Origin of the sequence: Metamycoplasma salivarium (assembly GCF_900660445.2) — a bacterium.
Taxonomy (GTDB): domain Bacteria; phylum Bacillota_I; class Bacilli_A; order Mycoplasmatales; family Metamycoplasmataceae; genus Metamycoplasma; species Metamycoplasma salivarium.
The window spans coordinates 237535-262624 of record NZ_LR214938.2 but is presented as its reverse complement, the minus strand read 5'-3'; the positions used below and the strand labels follow the sequence as shown (position 1 = coordinate 262624).

The window sequence follows — 25090 nt, the reverse complement described above, 5'->3', positions numbered from 1 at the left end:
TAATGCAAAAAAAATTTAAAAACATATTATTAACATTAAGCATTGGTTCAATTTTTACTCCTATTGCTTTTGTTTCTGCAAACTGTAATGGAAATCCAAAAAAACCTGATACACCAACCCCTACACCACAAACCGAAATTACAGATCAAGAATTTAATGACATTGTTAAAAAAATAAATCAAAGTGATTTTGATTTTAAGCTTAAAAATGTTCCGGGGTTAGATAGTTTAGAAAAATCTAAACTTTATCCAACTGATATTGCTGATAACGATCAAAATATTCAATTAACAATTAAAAATTCTGCTTACCAAAACAAAATTTCTTTAAAAATGTTGAAAGGTAATTTGCCTGATGGTAGAAGAAAAGCAAACCAAACTGGCAAAATGCAATTTGTTGTTGAAATTTCTGCAAAAGGAAAACAATCTGTTAACAAAATTATTGAAATGGATGGTTTTTTAACTAATCCATATGGTGCTGATCGAAGTGGAAAAATCGATCATAATCCAACTGATTCTCTAAAACCTAATGAAAATAAAATAAAAGATTATGTAACAAAATTAACTCAAACCCAACGTTTTGAAACAGATAATGAAAAATATATGGGTGCATTAAAACAACAATTGCATAACCAATCATTGTCCTCAATTAGAAAAGATTTGTCGGAATTAACTAGTGCACAATTGCAAAAATTTAATGAGCTAGCTAAAAAACATAATTTTGATAATTATGCAAATGCTGCATTAAAAGGGTTTACATTGCCAACATATGACAATAATGGTAAATATGAAGGTATGTCATTGGATGAAAAACCAGAAACTGCAAAAGGTCCTTCATGAGTTGATGCTTTAGGTAGGAGTAATCCAAACAAAATTGATGGCCTTGCACGTACATTACCGAATGATATGTACAAGAAAGCTGCAATTCAAACTTATCAAGTAACAATTCGTAATGATGATAAAGATGATCCTAAAAAAGGGAATGTTACTGCTGGTACAATGTGGCTTATGGATTATCAAAAGAAAACAGATGGAACATATCCAACAAAGTTTTATTTTGGAACAAATTTGCACGTTGCTGATGTTTTAACCCAATTGACATCTAGTTTTTCAATGCTTAGATTAAACAAAAACGCAGGGATTAAATCAACATTTAAATTATCAGATCTTGATACTAAGAACTTTACTAGATTTTATTTTGCAATAGAAAAAGCTTTTTCAACTAATAGAGGAATAAAAACAGTTTTTGACGGACGTAACTTTTTAACTAAAAAACCATCAGATTATTTAGGAAGACAAAAAGATAAATTTAAAGATTTTGAAGAATTTATTGATTTTGCAGTCTTTGAAATTGATTTTGCTGAACTTTTTTCTAAAACTGGAGAAAATCATAACAATGCATCTTCAGCAGAAGAATTAGCAAAATCAATTACAAATGATTATGCATCTAGTGACGAAAATCATGTTAAGTTTAAAAGCGAATCTTATTTGAAAAATTATAATAAGATAGATGTTCCCTTACAATCTGATAAAAACAAACCTTTTGATACAAAGTATGATCAATTGTATGCAGTTGGTTATCCAAGCTCATTGTATGATCATTTCTTAAGAAGATATATTGATGATCACCAAATTTCAGCTTCTAAATGAAATTATAGTTTATGGTTAAATTCAAATTATGAATATTATGATAAATTAGTAACTGAAGAAGGAAGCCAACCGGCATTTCCTGAAGAACTTTTAAAACGTGGTGATTTCTTGTCATATCAAATCGGTTATCGTTCATTTATTAACCGGCCTGGTGTTTTAGATGCATTTATTTCAGCACCTAAATCTGGTAATGATTGATATGTATCTTCGGATGGCAAAAAATATATAGCATTTGGTCTTGAATATATGCCTAAACATTATGCTCCTGGTGGTGGTGCTTCTGGTTCTAGTGTTAGAAACCAAAATAATGAACTTGTTGGTGTATATCATGTTTCAAATAACATTGCTAAAACAGGACTTGCTGCTGCATTTAGGTCTGAAGGCTATGACTATGGAGATTTATTTGATAATCAATACAAACTTCCACAATATGATTTAATCTATGGTGGAGGTGCTGACCAAAGAAATTCATACCGTCAAGCATTAAAAGAATTGTATGGTGAAAATTATCAAACAGCATTATTTAATAACGGAGTTGGAGATAACCAAATTCCTGAAGAGTTTAAATTTACAGGTTACGTTAAAGACGCTGAATAATAAAATTTAAAAAATGCAAGGATTATGTGATAATTCTTTGCATTTTTTAGGTTTAGAAAGGATATTAATGATTAAAAATGAAACTCTGCAAAATAAAAAAATATATGATAACTATGAAAACTTAATGGAAAATTCTAAAAACAATTTTATTGTTAGAATTTACAAACTAGTTATTTTAGGTTTAATTGCGTTAGCAACATTAATGATTTTAATTTTTGCTAAACAAACAATTATGGGAGAAAAGATTTGAAAGTCTATTAATCGTAATATTAGTAGTTTTTTAAGTTTTGAAGATCCAACAACTGAACAAGCTAACACAGTAATTTTATTTAAGACAACATTATTACTATTTACTTTGTATTACTGTTTAATTAAAAATTACTTAAATTTACATATTCAAAAAGATTTAATTAAGAAATATTACATTTGATTTTCTTTATATTCATCAATGTCATTAATTTCCTTTATCTTACTTTTCACATATAATTCGGCATATCCATTTGCAAACTTTTGCTTATTATTTTTGCTTATACCTTTATATTTGATTAACATAGCACAAAGACTATATCTACATTTTTTTAAAGCAAAAACTGATCCTATTAATTATGGAAATAAAATTTATTTGATTTTACCCTTAGTTTCACAAGGATTTTTAGTTGCTAGCATTTTTGCAATCTTTTTTGCATGGAATGCATCAGCACAAATGAAAAACATTTTGTTTTATCAAAACAAATTTAATGATTTTATTAAAAGCACTTTAACTACGAAATCTGCTCTAAATTTATTTATTGTAATTGTGTTTTTCATTTATATGGCATTGTTATTACTTTTAACTAATTTAGAAAAAATAGTTTTCTTAATTAACAAACGTTTTACAAGAGAATATTTCACATTCCATTTGCAAATTGTTTTAACTATTTTTTTTGCAGCAATTTTGTGTTTAATTCCTGCATTTATTTGAAAAATTCCCGCAACTAATTATTTGGGTACATTAAACAAAAATGAGTATTTCTTTTTATTTGAGATTTTCTTTGCAGCATTGATTTTATGCTCTTATTGTTTATTGGTATTTAAAGCAAAACAAAAAATTAATGGTAGTTTATTATCAACATTATATTTTTCATTACATCAACTTGTGTTGTGACTTTCTTTACTGATTGTGAGTTTATACAAACAAAATAGTCATATTACATTAGCTAACATTTTTACAATTTCAATTATTTCATTTGCGATGATTGCAATTTATATTATTAAAACTAAAAATATTGATGTTTTAACAATGCTACTTTTAATTTTAAATATTACATTTAACATTTTTACATTAACAATTTCAATGCTAAATCAATTGCTTTTGCAAAACAAAAACTTTGCATTTTATGTTATTGCAGCAAATGTTTCATTGATTCAAATTTTTCTAATTTTACAAGCAACTTTTACTGCAATTTTATTTACTGCAAATTTTACTCAATTAAATAAAACTTTATATCGTTTAACAAACTTAAAATCTAATAATAATGTAGCCTTAGAAACTGCAAATATTAAAAAATAATACAGAATATGAAAGGAAAATAAAATGGATTTAACAAGATTAGTTACTAAGGTTGAAAATCTTAAGAAAATAAATATGAAAGTAAACAATGACAAAAATATCCTATTAATTAATATGATGAAGTTAAATAAAAACCTTTCATATTACATTCAAAGTGCAATTAAAAACAAGAATTTAATTGATGCTGTTGGAAACCAATATAACATCAAAAATATGTTTGTGCATAAAAATACGAAATCAAATTTTTTAAACAAAATCAAACAAATTTTTGTTAAGCAAAAAGAACTTTGAATTTATACTACTGAACAACAAAAATATGCAACCGATTCATATTCAAGATATGAAAGATACATTTTAGAAAAAACAAAAAACAAAAATGTTGATTTCATTACAATCGGCGATAGAGCATACAATTTTTGCAAGCAAAATAAATTTAATGTTATTAAAGATTTTCCAACAAATACCCAATCTATTTTAGCATTTGAACTTTCTCAAATTATTAAGATTCTATATTTAGAACAAAATTATCGTAAAGTTAGGTTTGTTTTAAATACCAACAAAAATTTTAAAGGTTCATTTACTATCTTACCAACTCAAGAGTTTGATGTTTACAAATTATCATCTTCAACATTAATTGAAACTAACAAACTTGATATTAAAGATTTTAAAATATTTCCTAATGTAGAAACTTTTATTGATAATGAAGCAAACATTTTTATTGAAAATGTTGTTAATTCATTACTAATTGAATCATCTTTTTATACAACAAAAAATGCATTAGTTACAGCTAATAAAATTATTAAAGATTTAGATGAAAACATAATGAAATTGTCAAGACAAGCTATGAGAGTTAAACGTCAAAACGAAATTGAAGAAATTATTATGTTAACAAGTAATAACAAAAATGATATTTTAAGCGAGAGTGATGATGGAAAATAAATTTAAAGTTAATATTAGTTTTATTGATAACAAAACTGAAACATTTGACAAGGTAAATGCTTATCTTAATTTAAATGATGAAGATGATTGAATTATGCTAGACAGTAATATGATTGGCAGTTATGAACTTATTTTAATTAAATTAGTAATTGAAGAAAAAAGAACAAAAAAAGAAATTTATGTTTTTGCCAAAAATGCTAATTTAATTTTGAAAAACAATATTTTAGACATAGAAACATTTTCACAAAGAAACTTATTTATTAAAATTAAGCAAAAACAAAACTTAAAAAAACAAATTGCTGACCTTAAAAACAAATTTGATTATTTGAATGCTAAACAATTTATCGGATTAGATGTCAATGAATTTTTATCTTACAAACAACTTAAATATGATTTATACATTTTAAAATTAAGAGATTTGTTTAACTTAAAGGAGGCAAATAATGTTTAAATGAAAGAAAATGTTATTTTTAGTTTCAACTTCAACTGCATTTTTACCAATTATTGCTCTTTCTGCATCAAAAAAAGGCGACCAAGTAAGTCCTCAATTTTCTGAATTTAAAAAACGTGCCAAAGAAGCAGTTAAAAAAGCATTAACAGATGGTCTTACTAATATTACAAAGCAGCTTGAAGAAATTAAATCTTCATTAGACAAAGAAACTAATTTCAAAAAGAAACTAAGCGCACAAATTTATTTAGAAAAACTAATTGATTATGTAACTAAAAATAAAGATGCTATCATTGCTCATCCAGAAAACTATGGGTTTCCAATCACTTTCTTAAACATAATTTCACAAGATAAAAAATATCATGTTGGGAATATTGAATATAACAATCGTCAATATAAAGATGTTGCAATCTCAAAAAATGCTCCCTATGATTACGTAGATGCTATTAAACCTGATGGTGTAATTACTAAGAAAAAAGATAAAAATAACGCAATTTTAGAAGAAGATAATTTTATCAAAAGTGAGGATTTTGATAAAGTAATCAAAAGTTTTGAAAATGAATTAATCAAAAAATTTAATTCAATTATTTTTAATTCAAAAGATATTCCTGAACTTGATAAAGATTTTTCATTGGATTTAGAAAAATTAAAAGAAGGAATTATTAAATATTCAACACCAAAAGGTTTTGGTTCTTGAGATGATTATATTAAAAGTAAAATTAAACCTAGATATGTTGCATTTGATTTAGAACAAAATGAAAAATCAAATGAAGAGGAAGAGCAAAATGAAAATAAAGATCCAAATCCTGCTGATAAACCTCCATTAGTACCTGGTGATAATCCAAATGCTAAATATAAAACCGAAATTGAAAATATTGCCCAACTCCCACCTTACATTGCCCATGGTTATAGTCAATATACTCATGAAAATTTAAAGCAAACATTTGACACCTTAACAGATGATAAAGCAAAACAAAATTTGTTTTTCTTTGATAACCCCATTAATAGTAGATATTTATATAAAGTAGAAAATTTATCAATTAATAGTGGTAAATTAATTGCTAATGTAAGTATTACTGATAAAGTTGATACATCTAAAAAGAGACGTTACAATGCTGAATTAAACGTGGATAGTTCAAGTGAATATAAAGCATGACTTCAAATATATTCAGAACAAATAAAATCCTTAAATCAAAAGTTTTTAAGCTTATATAAAGCATTAGATTTAGATGATAAATTAAATTATGAAATGTTAAGAAGCGATGCATTAGTAAATGCATTATTTAGAATTGTTGATGGCGCTATTAAATTTTATTTGAAAAAAGAATATAAAGACGAACAAATGAAATTAGTTCAATATTATGCTCAATACATAAGCACTGGTAATAACCTAAAAACATTAACAAGTAGTAATAGTGAATTTTTAAACTACACATTATCCGAACTAAAAGCTTCAAAAATTAATTCTAATCCTTACTTTTTAGATTTAGTTAATGCTTTTGAATCTGTTTATTTGCAATATGAAAATGTTATAAAAGCAAATAAAACTTTTATTAGTCAAAATTTCAATGCTACAAATAAAACATTTAAATTAGAAACAATTGATGATTTATATGAAAAAATTAAACTTGATATTTTTAGATTAAAAGCAAAGGTAAATACTAATACTTTTTCAATAGTTCAATGATTTAATAATTATGTTGAAGACATTAGGCAAATTAAAAGTGAATTTAATTTACTAAGTATTTTAGCTACAAACAAAACAGTAACAAAAGATGAAGATAAAAAACAATTTACAGAAGCATACCAAGCTACTGAAAATGTTTTAAATCAAGAGAAAAAAAACAAAAACAAGGTTAAAACAATTTCTGGTGCAATTACATTTGCAATTGGACTTATTTCTTTGGTTATTACGATTACAATGTTACTTATTAAACTAAAAACAATCAAAAACAACAAAATTTTGGTTTACTATCTTGTTTCAATTGCAATAGAAGCAGTATTATTAATTGCTGGTATTACTTTATTAACCTTAGGATTAAAAGGCATTTAAAAATCTATAAATATAAAAATCTAATGTTTAGGTTTTTATAAACCATAAAAGTGAAAATATGGTAGTGTAAAAAAGTTAGTGTAAAGTTTATTTTCTCTTTCCAAGTGGATTGAGAAATTCATCATTTGATTAATAAACTTCCCGTTAATATATTAACATTTCATAGAACTAATTTTGAAATCTATCAGAAAAAATGATATCCAATTCATTATAAATTTGGTCTCAATTCTTAATGCGTTGAGATTATTTTTTTGTTACATCAATTGATGCTAAATATAATGATTTTAAAACACTAGCATTATTAGGAAATACAGCTTTTGTTTCTATATGCTTGATTCAAATTTTCAATGTAATTTGTTGTATAAATAATCGAACGAATTTCTTTTGAAAAATTAAACATAGTTACGATATTTTCTCAATGATTTTCTCAAACTTTTAAACTTGACAGGTAATGTTTGTTCCATTTATTTTTAACAATTTGTAAATTGCTATAAGCATCATCAATATTGCTTTCTTGATAAATAGTTTTTAAATCATTACAAAATTCTTTTAAATGCTTATAAGAAACTAGTTTCGTTGAATTTCTAATAATATAAACTATACATTTTTGTTGCATTGTATTAGGAAATGCGGTAATAATTGCTTCATTAATACCAGTTAAAGCATCTGAACAAAGAATTAATATGTTTTTAATTCCTCTATTCTTTAAATCGTTCAAAACATATAATCAATATTTTGAAGATTCATTTTCACCTATATACAAACCTAAAATCTCTTTAAATCCATTGGAATTAATTGCTAAAACCACATAAATGCTTTTTTAACAACTGTATTCTCTTGACGAACGCTATAATGAATTGCATCAATAAATACAATTGAATAAACTCTCTCAAGTGGTCTTTTTTGTCATTCTAAAATCACATCAGAAATATTGTTGGTGATATTGCTAATCATTTCAGCAAAATATTCAACACCGTAAAAATCTCTAATCATATCTGATATATCTCGAGTCGATAAACCTTTAGCGTAAAGCATTAAGATTTTTTCTTCAATTGTTGATTTAACGTTATGTGAATTTTTAGAAACAATAATAGGATTAAATTCAGTATTTCGATCGTGTGGAACATTTATATTGAATTCACCATAATCGCTTCTAACTTTTTTAGAATTATAACCATTTCGATAATTTGATTTTTCTACTTGATTATCACTTTTTTTGTACTCCATATGAGCATCAAATTCACCTTCAAGCATACCTTGAATTGCCTTTTTAAATATGTCTTTCATTGCAAAATTCAAATCATAGACACATAATTTTCTTTTAGGTAAGTTAAAACATCTGAAATCTTTTTATTTTCTTTTTCACTTTTCACAATAAAAAATCCTTCCAATTTTTTACTTGGAAAGATTTCATCTTACAACTTTACACTAACTTTTTTACAGTCTCAATTTTACTAATCAAACAATTACGCGTGAATTATCCTAACTATTAGAATTGTTTAAATGATCTAACACATTAGATATTGCAACATGATGCGCTCAGGGATATTCTGGTACATGACAAGAATTTAGTGATGTCTTTCACCAAGGCAATGCAATTCAAATTTGGCGTGATACTGAATATAGAAAAGGTACTGGCGATGGAAATATAAATAACATACTTAATCAGTTACGTAATCGGGCCCAAGACTTTGTATTATATGTTTATAAGCCTGTATATGATGACCATTCTGCGGCTCGCGGACATCACGTTGAAAATGTTTATACATCCAACCCTGATTTGCAAACTAACTATTATCATAATAATTTATTAAAGTTTCCAATGGAGACTTTTATTTTGCACCTAAATGTAAAAAAACCTGGAATATTTCCAAGCCACAAGAAAGTTAAAGACACTACTTTGTTAAGTTTTGATTAAATAACAATTTTAGATTGTCGGTATTTTTTGATTTGTAAAGAATCATATTAGGAAGAAATTCAACAATTGCGTTTTTTAATAAAACAGAATCAATAATTTCTGCATTAATGCTTTTAACAAATGGCTCTTTAGATTCTTTTAGATTTAACACATTCGTATCTTCAGTAAGTATTTCTTTTAATTCATCATCATTAACAAGTCTAGGAGTTGCGACTGCTGTTGAAAATTTAGGGTTTATTGCAAATATAACATTAAACTTATTGAATAAAATTGGTAATTTGTTTTGAACAGCTTCAGATACTAATTTATAAAAGTCTTTGTATACTTGAGATTCGAAGCTTAAATTAGCATTTAATAAAACTGAAGCATAAAGCTTTGTGTATGAAATAAAATTTTCATTTTGCACCATATTGTTATAATCAGAAAAAACATCAAAATTTAATATGATTTCTTGCGTGTTAGATTTTTTGCTTATCATAAAATTTCTCCTTAAAATTTAAGAATTTTTATTAATTTATTTTATTGTCTTTATTTTACCTTATTAGAGAGAAAAACCGGTAATTTTTACTAATAAAATGCATATTTTGCATTAATTGTCAATATATTGGCACTAAACTATGAAAATTAGCAATTTACATAAAAAATCCCGGTTTGTTTTATTCTTTGTTGATTTTTTTTGAAAAAGCAAATTTATATTTATATTTAGGCTGATTTTATGATAAAATACGCGCAACTATATATAAATATAGTTAAAAAAATGGAGAGCATATGAACAACTCATTAGATTTAGAAGAGACGAAAATATTTAATGATTATCATAACTTTGCTGTTGGCAAAAAGAAAAGTGCTCTAGTTAAGGTATACAAGTATACTTTATTAGGTATTTTTCTTTTATTTAGTTTATTGTTGTTAGTGTTTATTGAACGTACATTTTTTGGATTTGGAAATTTAATGTTCCAAAACTGAAAAATTAGTGATTTTTTAAATTTTGACACATTAAAAAATAAGCAACGTAATTTTATGATCTTAATTAGGTTTGCCTTATTATCTTTTGTACTTTTTTATTCAATCATAAAAAATTACACAAACGTTTATTTTCAAAAAGAAACTATTAAAAAATACTGACCATGATTTACTTCATATTTAGTATTAACTGTAATTTCTTTTGTTTTATTATTTGGTTATTTTCCAAATACACCTGCTAAATTATCATATTCATTTTTATTGTTAATACCTTTGTTCATTTTAAATTTAGTTTATGCAATTTATTTGTACAAGTTGAAGAAAAAAACAGATCCTAACTCATATAACAATAGAACTTCGATTATGATTGGTTTAATTTCTCAAGGTTTAATTGTTTTCATTACTATTATTGCAATGAGTGCTTGAGTATTAAGTGCTAAGTCAAATGTTAACGTTGAAGAAAGTTTGTTTAACAATAATGGCTTCAATGATTTTTGAAATAAATTATTTACTGTTAAAACTACAACAAACCTTGTTTTAATATTGTTATTTACAACAATTTCAATGACAATTTTAATTGGGGCATTTTCAGATAAGATTGCTTTCTTGTTTTTCAAACAAAACAAAAAAGAATATTATAGAGATCAAATTATTATTAGTTTAACTTCTTTTGCATTTATTTTAGTTTGAACTTTTAGATCTCTATTTTACAAAATAGACTCAAAAAGTATTTTTGGTAACTCGCTTGAAAATTATGCATATTTAACTGAGATTTTAATTGGCGCTATTATTTTTAGTTTATTTGTAGTTTCACAATTTACAAAAAAAATTAAAACAGCTAGTCCAATTTTAAATTTAGTGAATCATGTTTTTGCACAAACTTTGTTATGAACAACATTATTTACAATGACATTGCTAAATAAGCAAAATACAATGGTTAATATGATTAATGTTTTCTTTGTCGGAATATTCTCATTTGCTATGCTAGTAATTTATTTTATAAAAAATACAAACTACAATTTGGTAATTACATTTTTCATAAGATTTGCTATCTTAGGAAGTATTTTGGCATTGATTACATTTTGCGTTAACCAAATTCTTATTTCAAATAAAAATTACATCTTTTTAACAATTGATTCTAATCTATATTTGACACAAATTATGTTAGTTTTAAGTACAGCAATTTGAGCAACATTCTTGTTATATTCAATAGTTTCATTGATTGTTGTTGCAAATAAAATTACTTACTTCAACAAGAAAAAATTAGGAGGTGTAAATGAATATGAACAACAACAAAAGTAAATTAAGTCCTGAACAACAAGCGATTGTTGATTTTTATGATGATTATAAAACCATCATTACAAATCAAGAAAGATTCATTAGTTTTGATAAACTTATTGCTTCTGTTTTATTAAAAGATATGTTAGGTTTTGATTCTGAAGCGTACATTCAGTTTAATGATATGCTAATGATGGCGGTTAATAAAAAATACGATTTAGTTTATAAAGATTTTGTAATTACATACAACTTAAATCCAAAATTTGGACTTAACAATTTAGTTCCTATGTTAAATACTTATGAATCTTCAAACAATGAAGCAATTAATTTAAAATCTTCATCTAATCGAATGATGAATAAATTTTTAACTAATTTAAATGCTGAAATTAATAATTTGTTACTAACAAAATATTATGTTGAAGTTATTCCTGAAACAATTTTGTATACATCAGATAACACAAATGAATTAAAGTTGTTATTTAGTGAAAATGTTGCAACTAAAATAATGGCTTAAGAAAGAAAAACTATGTATTTAAAAGAATTAGAAACAAAAAGAAATAACTTAGAGAATGTTAAAACAAAAGTTAACAACGACAAAAACATTTTACTAATTAACATTATGAAAATGAGTAAAAAAATGGCATTTTACATTCAAAATGCAATGTTAAATCGTGATCTAATTACTTCATTAAACCAAAAATATGATTTAGATAGTTCACTTATTGAGCTTGAAAATCCCTTTTTACAAAAAGAGAAAGCTCATAAGTTTAGGAATATTTTCATAAAAGAAAAACAACTTTGAATTTATGTTACTGAAGTACAAAAATATTCAACCGACTCATATACTAGATATGAAAATAAGATTTTGAAATTAACCAAAAAAGTTAAAGCTGACTTTATAACAATTGGCGATAAAGCTTTAGATTTTTGTAAAAAACATAAATTCAACGTTTTACTAAATATTTCAGAACAAGAAAAAAACGATGATTTATCTTCATCGCTTGTTCAAGTTGTTAAAGCATTATATGTTGAACAAAACTATTCAAAAGTATTCTTTGTTATCAACACCAACAAAAGTTATGATGAACCTTTTCAAATCTTACCTTTAAAAAGCTTTAACTTAGGTAAATTAGCAGATGTTGAAGAAAATAAATCAATGCTAGTTGACGTATCAAATTACAAAATTTATCCTGATATTGAAAAGTTTATTGATGCGCAAATTAATATTTTCTTAGAAAACTCAATTCATTCATTAATGATTGAATCATCATTCTACAATGCTAAAAACAATTTAGTTATTAACAATAAGGCAAGCAAAAAACTAAATGATGAAATTACAAAAGTATCTAAGAAAATGTTAATGGCAAAAAGAGAAGAAGAAGTTGAAGAAATTGTAATGTTAACAAGAAAAAACAAATCTATTTTTGATGAGGGGGCAGATAATGAGTAAAACTACATATGTCAGTGAACCTCATTTTGACATTACAATTAACTTTGCAACTAAAAGTCCATTGCATCTAAAAAATGCTTCAATTTGATTAAACATCAATAATGAAGATAACTGAGAATTAGTAACCACAAATTTATTTGGAAGTTATGATGATACTATTATTAAAATTATGGATTGAGATAAAGAAGTTGAGTGATATATGTTTTTAAAAAACACAAGTATTTTTGTAAAAACTGATGAAATCATTATTAATACTTTTACAAACTTTAATGAATTTGTTAAAGCAAAAAAAACTATCAATATTGAAGCTAAATTAAAAAGTGTTTCAAAAGAAATTGATTATTATTCAGCAAAACAAAACTTTGGATTAGTCTTTGATCAATTTATTAAACTTAATACGTTAAGGAACGAGAAATATAAACTAAAAATGATTAAGTTGCTAAATTTAGTTCCAGGAGAAAATTATGAGTAAGAAGATCTGAAAATGACTAGGTTCGCTTAGTGTAGTTACTCCAGTTACTACATTCCCAGTAGCCTTGTTAATGAGCGCTGATCCAAAAATTGATCCTAAATTTAACGAATTTGAACCAAAAGCTAAGGAAGAGCTTGATAAAGCAATTGATGAAATTATTGCTAAGGTAGTTAAATATTTAAATGAAGAACGTGACAAGATAGATCCAAACACTATTTCTGATCTAGATACTTTGTCAAAAAGAACCTACTTAGAAAAAATTGCTAAATATTATGAAGACAATAAAGACGATGCTAAAGCACACCCCGAAAAATATGGATTTAAACCTTTATTACCTTATGCTATTTCAAAAAACAAGAAACTAAAAATTGTTAAAGTTGAATATAACAACAAAATTTGAGAAAACATCAAGGTTGGAAGCGATGAGGAACTTAATGCATTAAAAGAACAAGTTAAACCTGATGGTAAAGTCGAAATTGTTAAAGAAATTGATAATGTGCTTTCAAAGAAAAATTTTGATGAAATCATTTTAAAATATGTTCATGAATTAACTGAAAAATTCAATAGTATGGTTTATCAAGATGGTGATGCTCCAAAATTAGAAATGAAATTTGAAAGGCAACCTGATGGTACATATGTTGCCAAAATATCTATGCCTAAGGATTTTGAAACCTGAGATAAATGAATTAAAAGCAAATTAGTTCCAAGATTTAATGATTTTGAATTTGAACAAAATAATAATGCTGAAATCAAAGGCGATGAAAAAGAGGAAAAACCAGACAAAGTTCCATTAGTTCCAGCAGATGTTCCTAAAGCAATTGATAAACTCGATATTGATGCATTGCCTGCTCTAGACCCATTATTAGATTCATTTTATGCTGATAAAACTGTAGATGAACTTAAAAATTTATTTACAAAAGATACTGCTAATGAGATGTTTTTCTTCAATAACCCAATTAACACGCGTTATTCATATACAGTAACTAAAGTTGAAGTTAAAGATGATAAATTAGTCACGAAAATAGAAATTGCAGATAAAGTAAATCCTAAAGAAAAAAGAACTTATGAGAAAACAGTTGAATATACCAACACTCCTGAATTTAAAGCAAAACAAAAAGTTTTAAAAGCTCAAATTCAAGAAATGCAAAGATTATTTAATCAACTATACAAAAGTTTAGGACTTGATGACAAAATTGACTATGATGATTTAGGTAATGATAATTTACAACAAACATTATTTAGCATGGTTGATTTAGCAACAAAACTAGTTACAATTCCCGAACAAGGAAAAGAATTTAAAAAAGAATGAAATGCTCAAGTTGTAGCATATACAAGAAACTTACAACAAAACTCAACAAATCAAGATAATATTCTAGAATCTGCAAGAGCCGAAATTAGAGAATTATTTTTAAGATCGCTAATGGGTTCTACATTAACTCTTGAATATATCATAGACAGCACAAAAGAAAAAGTTCAAGCAAAATTAGAATATTGAAAAGCATTGCTTAGAGCTTATGATAGAGTTATGCAACAATTTGAATTGTCATTAAAAAAACACAAAGAAATTATTGAAAAGAATTTCAAAAACAACAAATCTTCACAAAACCAAATTATGAAGTTAAGAGTTTTAGAAGATTTATACAACAAAATTGAAAAAGATATTTTTAGATTAAAAGGTATTGCATCTGAAAATCCAACTTCAATTTTAGGTTGATTCGATAGGTATACTAACTATATTAAAGTAGTAAAAGAAGAATTTAATTTATTAAGAGATTTAGGTTCAGCACAAGAACTAAATGCTTCAAAACCAAAAGAATTATCTGCATTTACTTCTGCTTATGATAAAGCTAAAAAAGAATTAGATAATCAATATGTCTCACAAAATAGATTAAAGGTTATATTTGGTTCAATCTTAATGGTATTAGGAATTATAAGCATTATTGCTAACGCAATTGTTTTATTAACCAAATATAAAACTAATAAAAAACGGAAAATTATCATAGTTTATGCGCTTATTATTGCAATTTCATTAATTATGGCAATTTCTGGAATAGTATTATTAACACTAGGAGTTAAAGGAATATAACATGGCTACAAAAACAACTACAAACCCAAAAATTAGTGCTATCTTCGACTATATTATTGAAGTTGAAGGTGCATTCCCTTATGAACAAAGACAAATGTTCACTGCTAAGAAAAGTCCTGATACAAAAATGATTTTGATTAGTGCAACACAAAATAAAGCATATTTACTTGCTAACAACGAAAACAAAGTTTTATCAATAGGCGATGAAATTGTTAAGTCAAAAACAAAAAGTGAAGTATTTACTTCTGATTTACAATTTGGAAATGTTATTGACATTAATGGAAACATTGTTTTACCATTTAAAGAAGAAGTTAAACCAAATAAAGATAGTAAATACACACCAATCTTTAAATTAGCTCACAATCTAATGAGTGTTAAAACTTTGAATGAACAACTATATACTGGAATTACTGTTATTGACTTATTAATTCCTATTGGTAAAGGCCAACGTGAATTAATCATCGGTGATAGGCAAACTGGTAAAACCCATATTGCATTGAATGCAATCATTAACCAAGCTAAAACAAATACTAAATGTATTTATGTTGCAATTGGACAAAAAAGAGAAAGTATTTCAAATATTTACAACATTTTAAGGCAATATGATGCTTTAAAAAATACTATTATTATTGATGCTCCTGCAACTAGTGCTTATGAACAATATCTAGCACCTTACATTGGTATGGCACATGCCGAAAATATTTCAGAAAAAGATGATGTTTTAATTATCTTTGATGATTTAACCAAACATGCAAACATATTTAGAGAAATAGCTCTTCTAACTGACAAACCTGTTGGTAAAGAAGCTATGCCTGGTGATATGTTCTTTGCTCACTCACAACTCTTAGAAAGAGCTGGATCATTTGTTGGTAAAAAGACAATTACTGCATTACCTATCTTACAAACAGTTGATGGTGATATTACCTCATTAATTTCATCAAACATAATTTCTATTACAGATGGTCAAATAGTAACAAGTTCTGATTTATTCTCACAAGGTGTTTTACCTGCTATTAATGTTAATTTATCAGTTTCAAGAACAGGTTCAAGTGTTCAAAATAGAACAATTACTAAAGTTGCTGCTTAAATTGGAAAAATTTACAAAGAATACAAACGTCATTTGAAACTAGCTATGCTAGATTATGAATTTAATAAAGAAACATCAATCTTGTTATACAAAGGTAAAATGATTGACAAAATGTTTAAACAAAGAGGATTCTCATTATATTCATATAACTTTACAATGTTAATGTCTAAGTTAATTTCATGAACCATCTTAAAAGGTGTTAAAGATGAACAAAAGGCATTGATGTTTCTAAATGCTTTAATTGAAACAAACAAAGAAGCAAAAGCTGCTTTTGAATCAATTAAAACAAACGAAAATTATGATGACAATATTTTAAGAAACTACTTTGCATACGCATTAAAACAATACTCAGATTATTTAAACTTAGGTTGAGAAATCGAATATGATCATGAATTTATTTCATTAGAACCTGATTATTTGAGTAAAATTGCAAAAACTTTAGGAGATAAATAATGAAAGGTACTATTATAAAATTTTGATCTGATATTGTTGAAGTTAAATTCAAAAAAGAAGATCTACCATTAGTAAATCACTTATTGACTACACATGAAGGCAAAACTTTTTTATTAGTTAAAAGAGTGTTAAATGATACAACAGTTAGAGCAATAGTTATTTATGCTTCTAAAGAAATTTCTATGTCTGATGTTGTTATTAATACCAAACAAGGTTTTATGGTTCCTGTTGGTAAACAATCTAAAAATAACATTTATGGTTTCCAAGGTGAACCTATGTTAAATGCAACTGTAAAACCCAAATATATTGAAATGGACTCAATTATTAACAATGAACGTTCATTAAATATGGAACTTAAATTAGTTGAAACCGGAATTAAAGCAATTGACTTTTTCATTCCAATTATTAAAGGTTACAAACTAGGTATCTTTGGTGGTGCCGGTGTTGGAAAAACAGTTTTAATGAAAGAAATTATTTTTAATGTTAACCGTAAACATAAATCAACATCAAACATCTTCATAGGTTCTGGAGAACGTTCAAGAGAAGCTATTGAACTTTATAACGAACTTGAATCTTCAAAACTTATGGGAAACTCAGTTATGTATATTTCAAAAATGAACGAAGCTCCCGGAGCTAGAATGTCAATTGTCCCAATTGGTGTTACTGCTGCTGAATATTTACGTGATAAAGAAAAAGAAGACGTTTTGTTATTCGTTGATAACATTTACCGTTTCATTCAAGCAGAAAATGAAGTTTCAGCATCTTTAGGCAAAAAACCATCTGTTGGTGGTTACCAATCAACATTGGAAAGTGACGTTGCAAACGTTGAGGATCGTTTATTCAGAAACGAAAATGGTTCAATTACATCATTCCAAACAATTTTCTTACCAATGGATGATTTATCAGACCCTTCTGCTGTTGCTGTGTTTAATCACTTGGATGGTAATTTGGTTTTATCAAGAGCACAAACTGCTAAAAACTTATTTCCTGCATTTGATCCATTAGCATCATCAACAAACTCAATTGATGAAAAAATTATTGGTAAAAAACATTTTGATGCAATTATTGAAACAAAAAGAATTTTAAAAGCTTATAAAGATCTAGAAGATGTTATCTTAATCTTAGGCTTTGATGAACTTGATGATGAATCTAAAGTTACTGTTAAAAAAGCTTTACAACTTGAAAACTTCTTTACACAAAACTTCTTTATGACTGAACATTTCACAAAAGCTCCTGGGGTATATGTGCCTTTGGAAGAAACTGTTGATAGTGTTATTAGAATTTTAGAAGGTAAATATCTAAAACAAAGTCCAGAAATTTTCTCATATGTTGGATCAAATCTAAATATCCCAACGGATGAAGATTTAGGATTGTAATTTACACCCAAATTAGCAAAAATAACAAACAAAAACACCAACTTGAAAAATTAGTGGTGTTTTTATATTTTAATGTGAATTGAATTACATTACTGTTGTGTTAACAATTTTTAGTCTAAAGTTTTGAATAACAAATGCTAAATGAGAGAACTCATTTAAATCATTGGTTGCTAATTTAAAAATTTTGTTGTATTCTTTAGTAATTTCATCTTCTGGTAAATAAATAAATTCAAATGATTCATGTACTCAATAATTTCTTTTCTTAGTTAAAGAATTTAAGATTCTAAAATCATCAGGAGTCAAGATAAACATATTACTTGTTTCTTGAAATTCTTTAATCATTTTAACAACTTTTCCTAAAGTTATTCCTCTTAATTTTTTCATATTTAAAGAAAAATTATTTGCACTATTTATTCAAGAATAAATAATTTTTAAATCGCTTTCAATTCTTTGGAAATACATAATCAGATTTCCCAATTTTACATATAGTTTGTCAAAATTCATAATGTCCTAATTATACATTAATTTTAATGGTATTGCATTATTTCAAAATACATGTTTTTGCAAAAAAACATATCTAAAGATATGTCTCATAAATTTTAGTCAAGTGAAAATGATAAATAATCAACAAAAAATTTATATGCATTTTTTAAGATTTGTTTATCAGATTCATGAGTTAGTAAAGACAATGCTTTTTTTATTGAAAATCAGCCAAGACGTTTAACTTCCTCAATTTGTCTTTGCAATTTAAAACTAGTTGGAATGGCAACAAATAAGACTACATCTTTCATACAACCTTTGTATGGCGAGTATGTATTTACTACTCTAAAACCATCAATAATTTTAATGTCTAAATTAGTTTCTTCTTTGACTTCGCGATATGCAGTTTCAAGCTCAGTTTCATTATTTTCAATGTGCCCTTTCGGAAAAGATCAATGTCCTTTAACTTGTTCAATTAGCAAAATATGAGGACGATTAAATTTAAGTGTAAAGACTAATGCACCACATGATTTTTCTTTAATTATATTGTCTTGTAACATCAATTCCCTCACCAACTAGTTTTTGAAGATTTTTGACTAAAAATATTACTAAACCATTCATTATTATCATTACTAATATCATCAAAGCAGTTACTGCATAAGTAATATTTTTTACCAAATTATATTTGTTTATTAAATCCGTTTTTAAAACACTATCAGCTTTTTTAAATGAAAAAGCAAATGAAGGAGTTAAAAACGTTGCAAATAAATAATATAAAGAAATAACTAACATTGAAATTGTTAAAACAAAAAGAGTATATCAAATGATTTTATATGTGAAAATGGAGTGATTTTTATGTAATGTAAAATATCTAACTGCAATAAATAAACAAAAAATAAAAGGCAACATTAAAGGAAAGATTAAAACACTTGGTTTATTGTTTGGATCTGTTATATTAAAAACAGAAAGTCCAATAAAAGGAGCCATTAATGACAATAAACCCAAAATTACAATTACTAAATAATTTATAAAATCCTTTCTTAATATTTTGTTAGTTTCTAATTCAATTTTCTCATTCATAATTTTTCCTAACACATACCATAATAGTAATATATTTCTATATAATATAATATATTAAAAGTCAAATAAAATTGTAATTTATGAGGTTATGATGGATAATAAATATTTAGCACTATATAGGAAATATCGCCCTAAAACTTTTGATGAAGTTCAAGATCAGCAACATATTGTTAAGACCTTACAAAACATTATTAAGTTTAAAAAATTAAGTCATGCTTATTTATTTTGTGGGCCTCATGGAACTGGAAAAACTTCATTAGCTAAGATTTTTGCAAACACAATTAATTGCACTCACTCAAAAGATATTTTAAAACCTTGTGATGAATGTATTAAAAATGTTGATCATAATTTAGACATTGTAGAAATTGATGCAGCATCTAATACATCGGTCGAAGATATAAGAATTTTAAAAGAGAAAATTCAACATATGCCAACTTCATCAAAATACAAAATTTATATCATTGATGAAGTTCATATGCTTTCAAAAAGCGCTTTTAATGCCTTATTAAAAACATTGGAAGAACCTCCAGCACATGTTATTTTTATATTTGCAACAACTGATCCTCAAAAAATTCCTTTAACCATTTTAAGTCGTGTTCAGAGATTTAATTTTTCTAAAATTGATAAAAATGTTTTAATAAATCATCTAAAAAATATTTTCGATATTGAAAAAATCAAATATGAACCTGAAGCTATTAATTTAATTGCAACATTGGGTAATGGCAGTGTTAGGGATACGCTTTCAATTGCTGACCAAATTGCAATTTATGCAGGTGATAAAGAAATTAAGTTAGTTGATTTAGAAAAATTATTTGGAATTACTAATGTTGATAATATTATTAGGTTAATTAATTTTGCTTCTGCTCACCAAATTAAAGAATTATTAGAATTAACAAACAAATTAGTTAATGAAGGCATTGACATTGAAAAAATGGTTAATCAAATGATTAACTTATTAAAAGATTATGTAATTTATTGAAAAACCAATTCAAATGATTTGTTAGAACATTTTGATATAGCAGATTTAAATAAAGTTTCAATTTCAAAAGAAAAAGTTTATGCATTTATTACTGAATTAGTTAACTTACTAAAAGACATAAAATTTAATGACATTCCATTGCAAGCTTTAGAATTAGGTTTTATTAAATTAGCCACTTTGGAAACAAACGATGAAAATTTTTCAAATGTAATAACAAACAATTTTCATACAAAAAATAGCGTTAGTGCAGATAAAGATTTTGAGATTGTTGGAGATTTATATAAAAATAATGGTCCAAAGCAAAAAAATACTACAAACAAGATAAATTCTAAAGATTTAGATCAAGCATTTGGATTTTCAAACATTGCAAATAATCATGAAATTAAGATTAAAAAGATTGATATTAACGATGTTTTACAAAAAACAGATGAGATGTTAGTTAATGAAAAAACAGCAGAAATTGAACTTAGAGATTTAGAAAATTCTATTGTTAATGATTTAAATAGTGATGATGGGCAATTATCTGACACTGATTCTAAAGATTTTGAAATTGCAGGTAAAGAAAAACCAAATTTGGAAGATGGTCTTTTATCAGACGAAATGTTGTATGATTGCATTTATACTTCGCAACACTTAATTCATACTAAAAAAATTCAAAACTATCGTGAATCGGATAAAGTTGCTTTAAAATTAATTGATACAAAATTAGGTTCAAACGAAGAGCAAGCTAAAGTAATTTTGAGAAACTTAGAAGTTATTTTATCAAGTAAAGATTTTGTTGTATTTAGTTCGAAATTAAATATGCAAATTAAGATTTTAAACAAAAATGCTTATGAAAAATTTTTAGTAAATGCTGCAGCTAAATTATTTGGTCGTTATGTGCATTTATTTGCATTTACTAAAGAACAACAAGCAAATGCTAAAACTTGATGAAGCAAGAATAAAAATATACCTCGCAAATTAATGCAACTTGATGATTTAGAACCTAAATATCGTGAAAGAAACATTGAACTTGAAAATGATGTTGCAAGTGTGTTTGGCGACAAATTTAAAAAATAAGGAGTAGAAATATGTCTATGAATATGAATGAAATGCTAAAAAGAGCAAAAAAAATGCAAGAACAAGCTGCAATTGAAGAAGCTGAAATTGCAAAAAAAGAATTTACTGTTGAAAAACAAGGGATTAAAGTTGTTCTTTTAGGCACAAGAAAAATTAAATCAATTAAATTTAATGAAGTATTAATTGATCCAGACGATCCAGAACTTTTAGAAGATTTAACAATGTTAGCAATTAATGAAGCTATTGAATTAATTGATGACGAATATGATGAATTAAATTCTAAATTCTCAGCACCAGGTTTCTAAAAATGACCAAAGAAATATTAGAAAAATTAAATACTAAATTAAAACATACAACTAATTTAACTAAAAAACAAACTGAAAAATTAATTGAATTTTGTATAAAAACTAATTTAAATGATTTAAATGAAATTTATGAATTAATCGTCTTACTAAAGCAAAAAATGAAACATTGTGCAAAATGTAAAAGATTACAAGATTTAGATGTTTGCGAAATATGTAACAACAACACAAGAGAAAACAAAATATTACTTGTTTCAAAAGATAGTGATATTGACAAATTTGAAGCATTAGGAATTTATAAAGGAAAATATTTTGTTTTTTCAAGCATATATCAGCTAAAGAAAAACAATGATTTGTTTTATGAAGAATTTAATGATTTAATTAAACTTATAGATAAAAATACTGAAGTTATATTTGCATTGCCTTTTTCTTTAGAAGGCCAGTTAACTATGGAATATATCAAAAAGCTTTTGATTGAAAAATTTCCAACTATCTTTATTTATCAACTTTCAATTGGACTTCCAATTAATGCATCTGTTGAATATGCTGACCCTATAACTTTAAAGCAATCACTTTTGAACAAACAAAAAATGTAAGGATATGATTATGAACAAACTAAATGGTAAATTTGTTACTTTTGAAGGTATGGATACTGCCGGGAAAACAACAATTATGAAGATGTTAAAGGATTATATTGAAACTCTTCCAACAAAAAATAATTATGTTTTTACAAGAGAACCCGGTTCTACATATTCAAGAGAAGCTGAAAAAATAAGAACATTAATTTTAGATAAAGATAATAATTTTCCAACAATTGTTGATGCTTTATTATTTGCAGCTGGTAGAAGGCTAAATTTAGAAAATGCAGTTTGACCCGCATTAAAAGAAAACAAAATCGTTTTTTCAGATCGTTATTGAATTTCTTCATTCGTTTATCAAGGAATTTTAGGGGATGCGGGATATGATAATGTTAAAACAATAAATTTAATTGCTACAAATAGTACTGCTCCTGATTTTATTGTTTTCTTTGATTTAGAACCTAAAATAGTTTTGAAAAGGTTAGCAAATTTAAGAAATGAAACTGACCGCTTAGAACATTTTGATTTAGATTATTATGTTAAATTAAGAAAAGCATATTTAAATGTTTTACAAGAATATAAACAAAAGGTTGCTATTATTGACTCTTCAAAAACATTAGAAGAAATGTTTCAAGATTTACTTAAAATTTTAAAAGAGAGAGAATTAATTTAATGGATAACTATTACTTTGACATTATAAAAAATATTATTGACCAAAATAAACTGTCACAAGTTTATCTTTTGTCATCTTCTCCAAATTTAGATTTAAATAAATATATTGTTTATTTTGTTAATAAGATCAATAATGAAAATTTTGATTCATTAAAATCCATTAAATTTGGTGAATTATATTTTTTAGTTGAAGGTAATAAAAAAAATAGTATTAAAAAAGATGAACTTGCAGAGGCATGTAAGGATGTTATTGAAAGTAGTTTAACATCGAACAAAAAATACAAAATTTTAATCTTAAAAAACATTGAAAATAGTTCAATTTCTTCTTTAAATGCGATGCTAAAATTTTTAGAAGAACCTCCAAGAAATACAATTATTTTAATGACTACCAATAACAAAAATAAAGTTTTAAAAACAATTAAATCACGTGCATTTGAAATTAAAATTACAAACAAATCTATTACTAAAATAGATAACAAGTACTTAGAATTTTTTTGTCAAATTTCCGATAATGAAGAATTTTTAAAACAAATAAATCAAGATGAAAATGTCAAATTATTAGATTCTTTAAAGAAAAATATTTTAAAAGCAAATGATGATTTTACAGATCTTTCATTGTTTTTATATGAATCATTAAATGATGAAAATTATTTATTTTTAATAAAATTCTTAGTTCACATTTACAAAGAACTTTATTTGTCAAATGTGAATATTGGGTATAGTTCAAGATTTTTAAATGCAAAAGAACTAAAAATATACAATGTGACATTTCCGTTTCTAAAAATAATCTATGTAGCAGAGCAATTTTTAAAAGATGCAGCTAATACAAGCTTTAATTTTAAACTTCAAAAAGCAGCTTTTATTGCTAAATTAGAGGAATATTATGAATAATGAACTTATTTTAAATATTGTTGGAACTCCAATTGGTAATTTAGAAGACATATCACTAAGGGCAATTAAAACATTATCAGAATCAGATGTTATTTTTTGTGAAGATACAAGAGTTACTCATAAATTATTAAAATTATTAAATATCGAATTTAAAGGTAATCTAATAAGATGTGACAATTTTAATGAAAAAACTATGTCAAATAAAGCTATTGAATATATTAAGGAAGGAAAAATAGTTTCTTTAGTATCTGACGCTGGAATGCCTTTAATTTCAGATCCTGGATTTGAACTTGTAAAAAAAGCAAAAGAAAATAGCATTTTTATTAATGTTATTGCAGGGCCAATGGCATTTTCTCACGCCCTTATTAAAGCTAATTTTTCTTCAAAATTCACTTTTTTAGGTTTTTTACCTGAAAAATCAATTCAAAGACAAAACTTTTTAAAACAATTATTACCATTTACATATGTTTGCTATGTTTCTCCACATAAATTAATTAACGTTTTAGAAGATTTTAAAATTGTGTTTGACAAAAACATCAAACTTTATTTAATTAAAGAACTTACAAAATTGTATGAAACTTCATGAGAAGGAAATCCTTATGAAGTTTTAGATATGCTAAAAAAACAAGATGTTAAAGGAGAATTTACTTTAGTTTTTGAAATTCCTAAATTAGTTCATACTAAGGTAAACAAATACAAAAAAATATCATAGATTTATGGTAAAATGCTAATGC

22 protein-coding genes and 2 pseudogenes are annotated in these 25090 nt (G+C 25.4%); 19 read left to right on the top strand and 5 right to left on the bottom strand.

Features of this window, described 5'->3' with window-relative positions:
* Positions 1-2 precede the first annotated feature (2 nt).
* The 5 genes from mip (at position 3) to EXC60_RS06240 (ending at position 7232) form a co-directional block, all read left to right on the top strand.
* Positions 3-2243 (top strand): Ig-specific serine endopeptidase MIP, encoded by a 2241-nt coding sequence (mip, locus tag EXC60_RS01300; RefSeq protein WP_024544122.1) that lies wholly within the window; start codon positions 3-5, stop codon positions 2241-2243.
* 67 nt (positions 2244-2310) lie between these two features.
* Positions 2311-3792: an MSC_0624 family F1-like ATPase-associated membrane protein gene (locus tag EXC60_RS06250; RefSeq protein WP_024544123.1), complete on the top strand. Its 1482-nt coding sequence runs from the start codon at positions 2311-2313 to the stop codon at positions 3790-3792.
* A gap of 24 nt (positions 3793-3816) precedes the next feature.
* A complete protein-coding gene (locus tag EXC60_RS06245) occupies positions 3817-4731 on the top strand; it encodes an MSC_0622 family F1-like ATPase gamma subunit (protein ID WP_024544124.1) in 915 nt (304 codons plus the stop codon).
* A complete protein-coding gene (locus EXC60_RS01285; RefSeq protein WP_024544125.1) occupies positions 4718-5182 on the top strand; it encodes an MSC_0621 family F1-like ATPase epsilon subunit in 465 nt (154 codons plus the stop codon). Before EXC60_RS06245 ends, EXC60_RS01285 begins: the two co-directional genes overlap by 14 nt.
* Positions 5175-7232: an MSC_0620 family F1-like ATPase-associated subunit gene (locus EXC60_RS06240; protein ID WP_024544126.1), complete on the top strand. Its 2058-nt coding sequence runs from the start codon at positions 5175-5177 to the stop codon at positions 7230-7232. The genes EXC60_RS01285 and EXC60_RS06240 overlap by 8 nt, the downstream gene beginning before the upstream one ends.
* A 168-nt stretch (positions 7233-7400) precedes the next feature.
* Here EXC60_RS06240 and EXC60_RS01275 read toward each other — a convergent pair.
* A pseudogene (locus EXC60_RS01275) lies at positions 7401-8561 on the bottom strand (IS256 family transposase).
* Positions 8562-8727: 166 nt separating this feature from the next.
* Between EXC60_RS01275 and EXC60_RS06235 the strand changes: the two are divergent.
* The gene (locus EXC60_RS06235; RefSeq protein ID WP_024544127.1) at positions 8728-9150 is read left to right on the top strand and encodes a hypothetical protein; all 423 of its coding nucleotides are present in this window, start codon (positions 8728-8730) and stop codon (positions 9148-9150) included.
* On the opposite strand, the gene EXC60_RS01265 is transcribed toward EXC60_RS06235, so the two are convergent.
* Positions 9128-9628, bottom strand: a complete 501-nt coding sequence (locus tag EXC60_RS01265; protein WP_024544128.1) for an MSC_0623 family F1-like ATPase-associated protein — start codon at positions 9626-9628, stop codon at positions 9128-9130. The two genes, EXC60_RS06235 and EXC60_RS01265, sit on opposite strands and share 23 nt — an antisense overlap.
* 290 nt (positions 9629-9918) lie before the next feature.
* On the opposite strand from EXC60_RS01265, the gene EXC60_RS06230 reads away from it, so the two are divergent.
* The 7 genes and pseudogenes from EXC60_RS06230 (at position 9919) to EXC60_RS01230 (ending at position 18315) form a co-directional block, all read left to right on the top strand.
* Positions 9919-11415, top strand: coding sequence for an MSC_0624 family F1-like ATPase-associated membrane protein (locus tag EXC60_RS06230; protein ID WP_024544129.1), 1497 nt, complete (start codon positions 9919-9921; stop codon positions 11413-11415).
* Positions 11396-11905 carry a DUF2714 domain-containing protein gene (locus EXC60_RS01255; protein WP_036456529.1) on the top strand — a complete coding sequence of 170 codons (510 nt, stop codon included), beginning with the start codon at positions 11396-11398 and terminating at the stop codon, positions 11903-11905. The genes EXC60_RS06230 and EXC60_RS01255 overlap by 20 nt, the downstream gene beginning before the upstream one ends.
* Positions 11906-11917: 12 nt before the next feature.
* Positions 11918-12841 (top strand): MSC_0622 family F1-like ATPase gamma subunit, encoded by a 924-nt coding sequence (locus EXC60_RS06225; protein ID WP_024544131.1) that lies wholly within the window; start codon positions 11918-11920, stop codon positions 12839-12841.
* Positions 12834-13313, top strand: a complete 480-nt coding sequence (locus EXC60_RS06220) for an MSC_0621 family F1-like ATPase epsilon subunit (protein ID WP_024544132.1) — start codon at positions 12834-12836, stop codon at positions 13311-13313. The genes EXC60_RS06225 and EXC60_RS06220 overlap by 8 nt, the downstream gene beginning before the upstream one ends.
* Positions 13306-15399: an MSC_0620 family F1-like ATPase-associated subunit gene (locus EXC60_RS06215; RefSeq protein ID WP_024544133.1), complete on the top strand. Its 2094-nt coding sequence runs from the start codon at positions 13306-13308 to the stop codon at positions 15397-15399. The genes EXC60_RS06220 and EXC60_RS06215 overlap by 8 nt, the downstream gene beginning before the upstream one ends.
* A gap of 1 nt (position 15400) precedes the next feature.
* Positions 15401-16939 (top strand): annotated as a pseudogene (locus EXC60_RS01235) (MSC_0619 family F1-like ATPase alpha subunit).
* Positions 16939-18315 carry an MSC_0618 family F1-like ATPase beta subunit gene (locus EXC60_RS01230; protein ID WP_024544135.1) on the top strand — a complete coding sequence of 459 codons (1377 nt, stop codon included), beginning with the start codon at positions 16939-16941 and terminating at the stop codon, positions 18313-18315. Before EXC60_RS01235 ends, EXC60_RS01230 begins: the two are co-directional and overlap by 1 nt.
* 84 nt (positions 18316-18399) lie before the next feature.
* Here the strand turns inward: EXC60_RS01230 and EXC60_RS06205 are convergent, their stop codons facing one another.
* The 3 genes from EXC60_RS06205 to EXC60_RS06195 form a co-directional block, all read right to left on the bottom strand.
* The gene (locus tag EXC60_RS06205) at positions 18400-18777 is read right to left on the bottom strand and encodes a hypothetical protein (RefSeq protein ID WP_129619866.1); all 378 of its coding nucleotides are present in this window, start codon (positions 18775-18777) and stop codon (positions 18400-18402) included.
* A 137-nt stretch (positions 18778-18914) separates the two neighbouring features.
* Complete coding sequence (locus EXC60_RS06200; protein ID WP_029670594.1) at positions 18915-19355, bottom strand: bis(5'-nucleosyl)-tetraphosphatase; 441 nt, start codon at positions 19353-19355, stop codon at positions 18915-18917.
* Positions 19333-19875, bottom strand: a complete 543-nt coding sequence (locus EXC60_RS06195; protein WP_024544138.1) for a hypothetical protein — start codon at positions 19873-19875, stop codon at positions 19333-19335. The genes EXC60_RS06200 and EXC60_RS06195 overlap by 23 nt, the downstream gene beginning before the upstream one ends.
* Positions 19876-19966: 91 nt before the next feature.
* On the opposite strand from EXC60_RS06195, the gene dnaX reads away from it, so the two are divergent.
* From dnaX to rsmI, 6 genes are read left to right on the top strand one after another with little or no spacing between them, the layout of a single operon-like run.
* On the top strand, positions 19967-21913 hold the full coding sequence (dnaX, locus tag EXC60_RS06190; RefSeq protein WP_051327688.1) for a DNA polymerase III subunit gamma/tau: 1947 nt from the start codon (positions 19967-19969) through the stop codon (positions 21911-21913).
* 17 nt (positions 21914-21930) lie between these two features.
* Positions 21931-22218 (top strand): YbaB/EbfC family nucleoid-associated protein, encoded by a 288-nt coding sequence (locus EXC60_RS01205; protein WP_024544140.1) that lies wholly within the window; start codon positions 21931-21933, stop codon positions 22216-22218.
* Positions 22219-22220: 2 nt separating this feature from the next.
* Positions 22221-22811: a toprim domain-containing protein gene (locus EXC60_RS01200; RefSeq protein WP_024544141.1), complete on the top strand. Its 591-nt coding sequence runs from the start codon at positions 22221-22223 to the stop codon at positions 22809-22811.
* Positions 22812-22821: 10 nt separating this feature from the next.
* On the top strand, positions 22822-23466 hold the full coding sequence (gene tmk / locus EXC60_RS01195) for a dTMP kinase (protein WP_024544142.1): 645 nt from the start codon (positions 22822-22824) through the stop codon (positions 23464-23466).
* Complete coding sequence (locus EXC60_RS01190; RefSeq protein WP_024544143.1) at positions 23466-24356, top strand: hypothetical protein; 891 nt, start codon at positions 23466-23468, stop codon at positions 24354-24356. Before tmk ends, EXC60_RS01190 begins: the two co-directional genes overlap by 1 nt.
* Positions 24349-25068: a 16S rRNA (cytidine(1402)-2'-O)-methyltransferase gene (rsmI, locus tag EXC60_RS01185; RefSeq protein ID WP_024544144.1), complete on the top strand. Its 720-nt coding sequence runs from the start codon at positions 24349-24351 to the stop codon at positions 25066-25068. Before EXC60_RS01190 ends, rsmI begins: the two co-directional genes overlap by 8 nt.
* Positions 25069-25090: the final 22 nt, after the last annotated feature.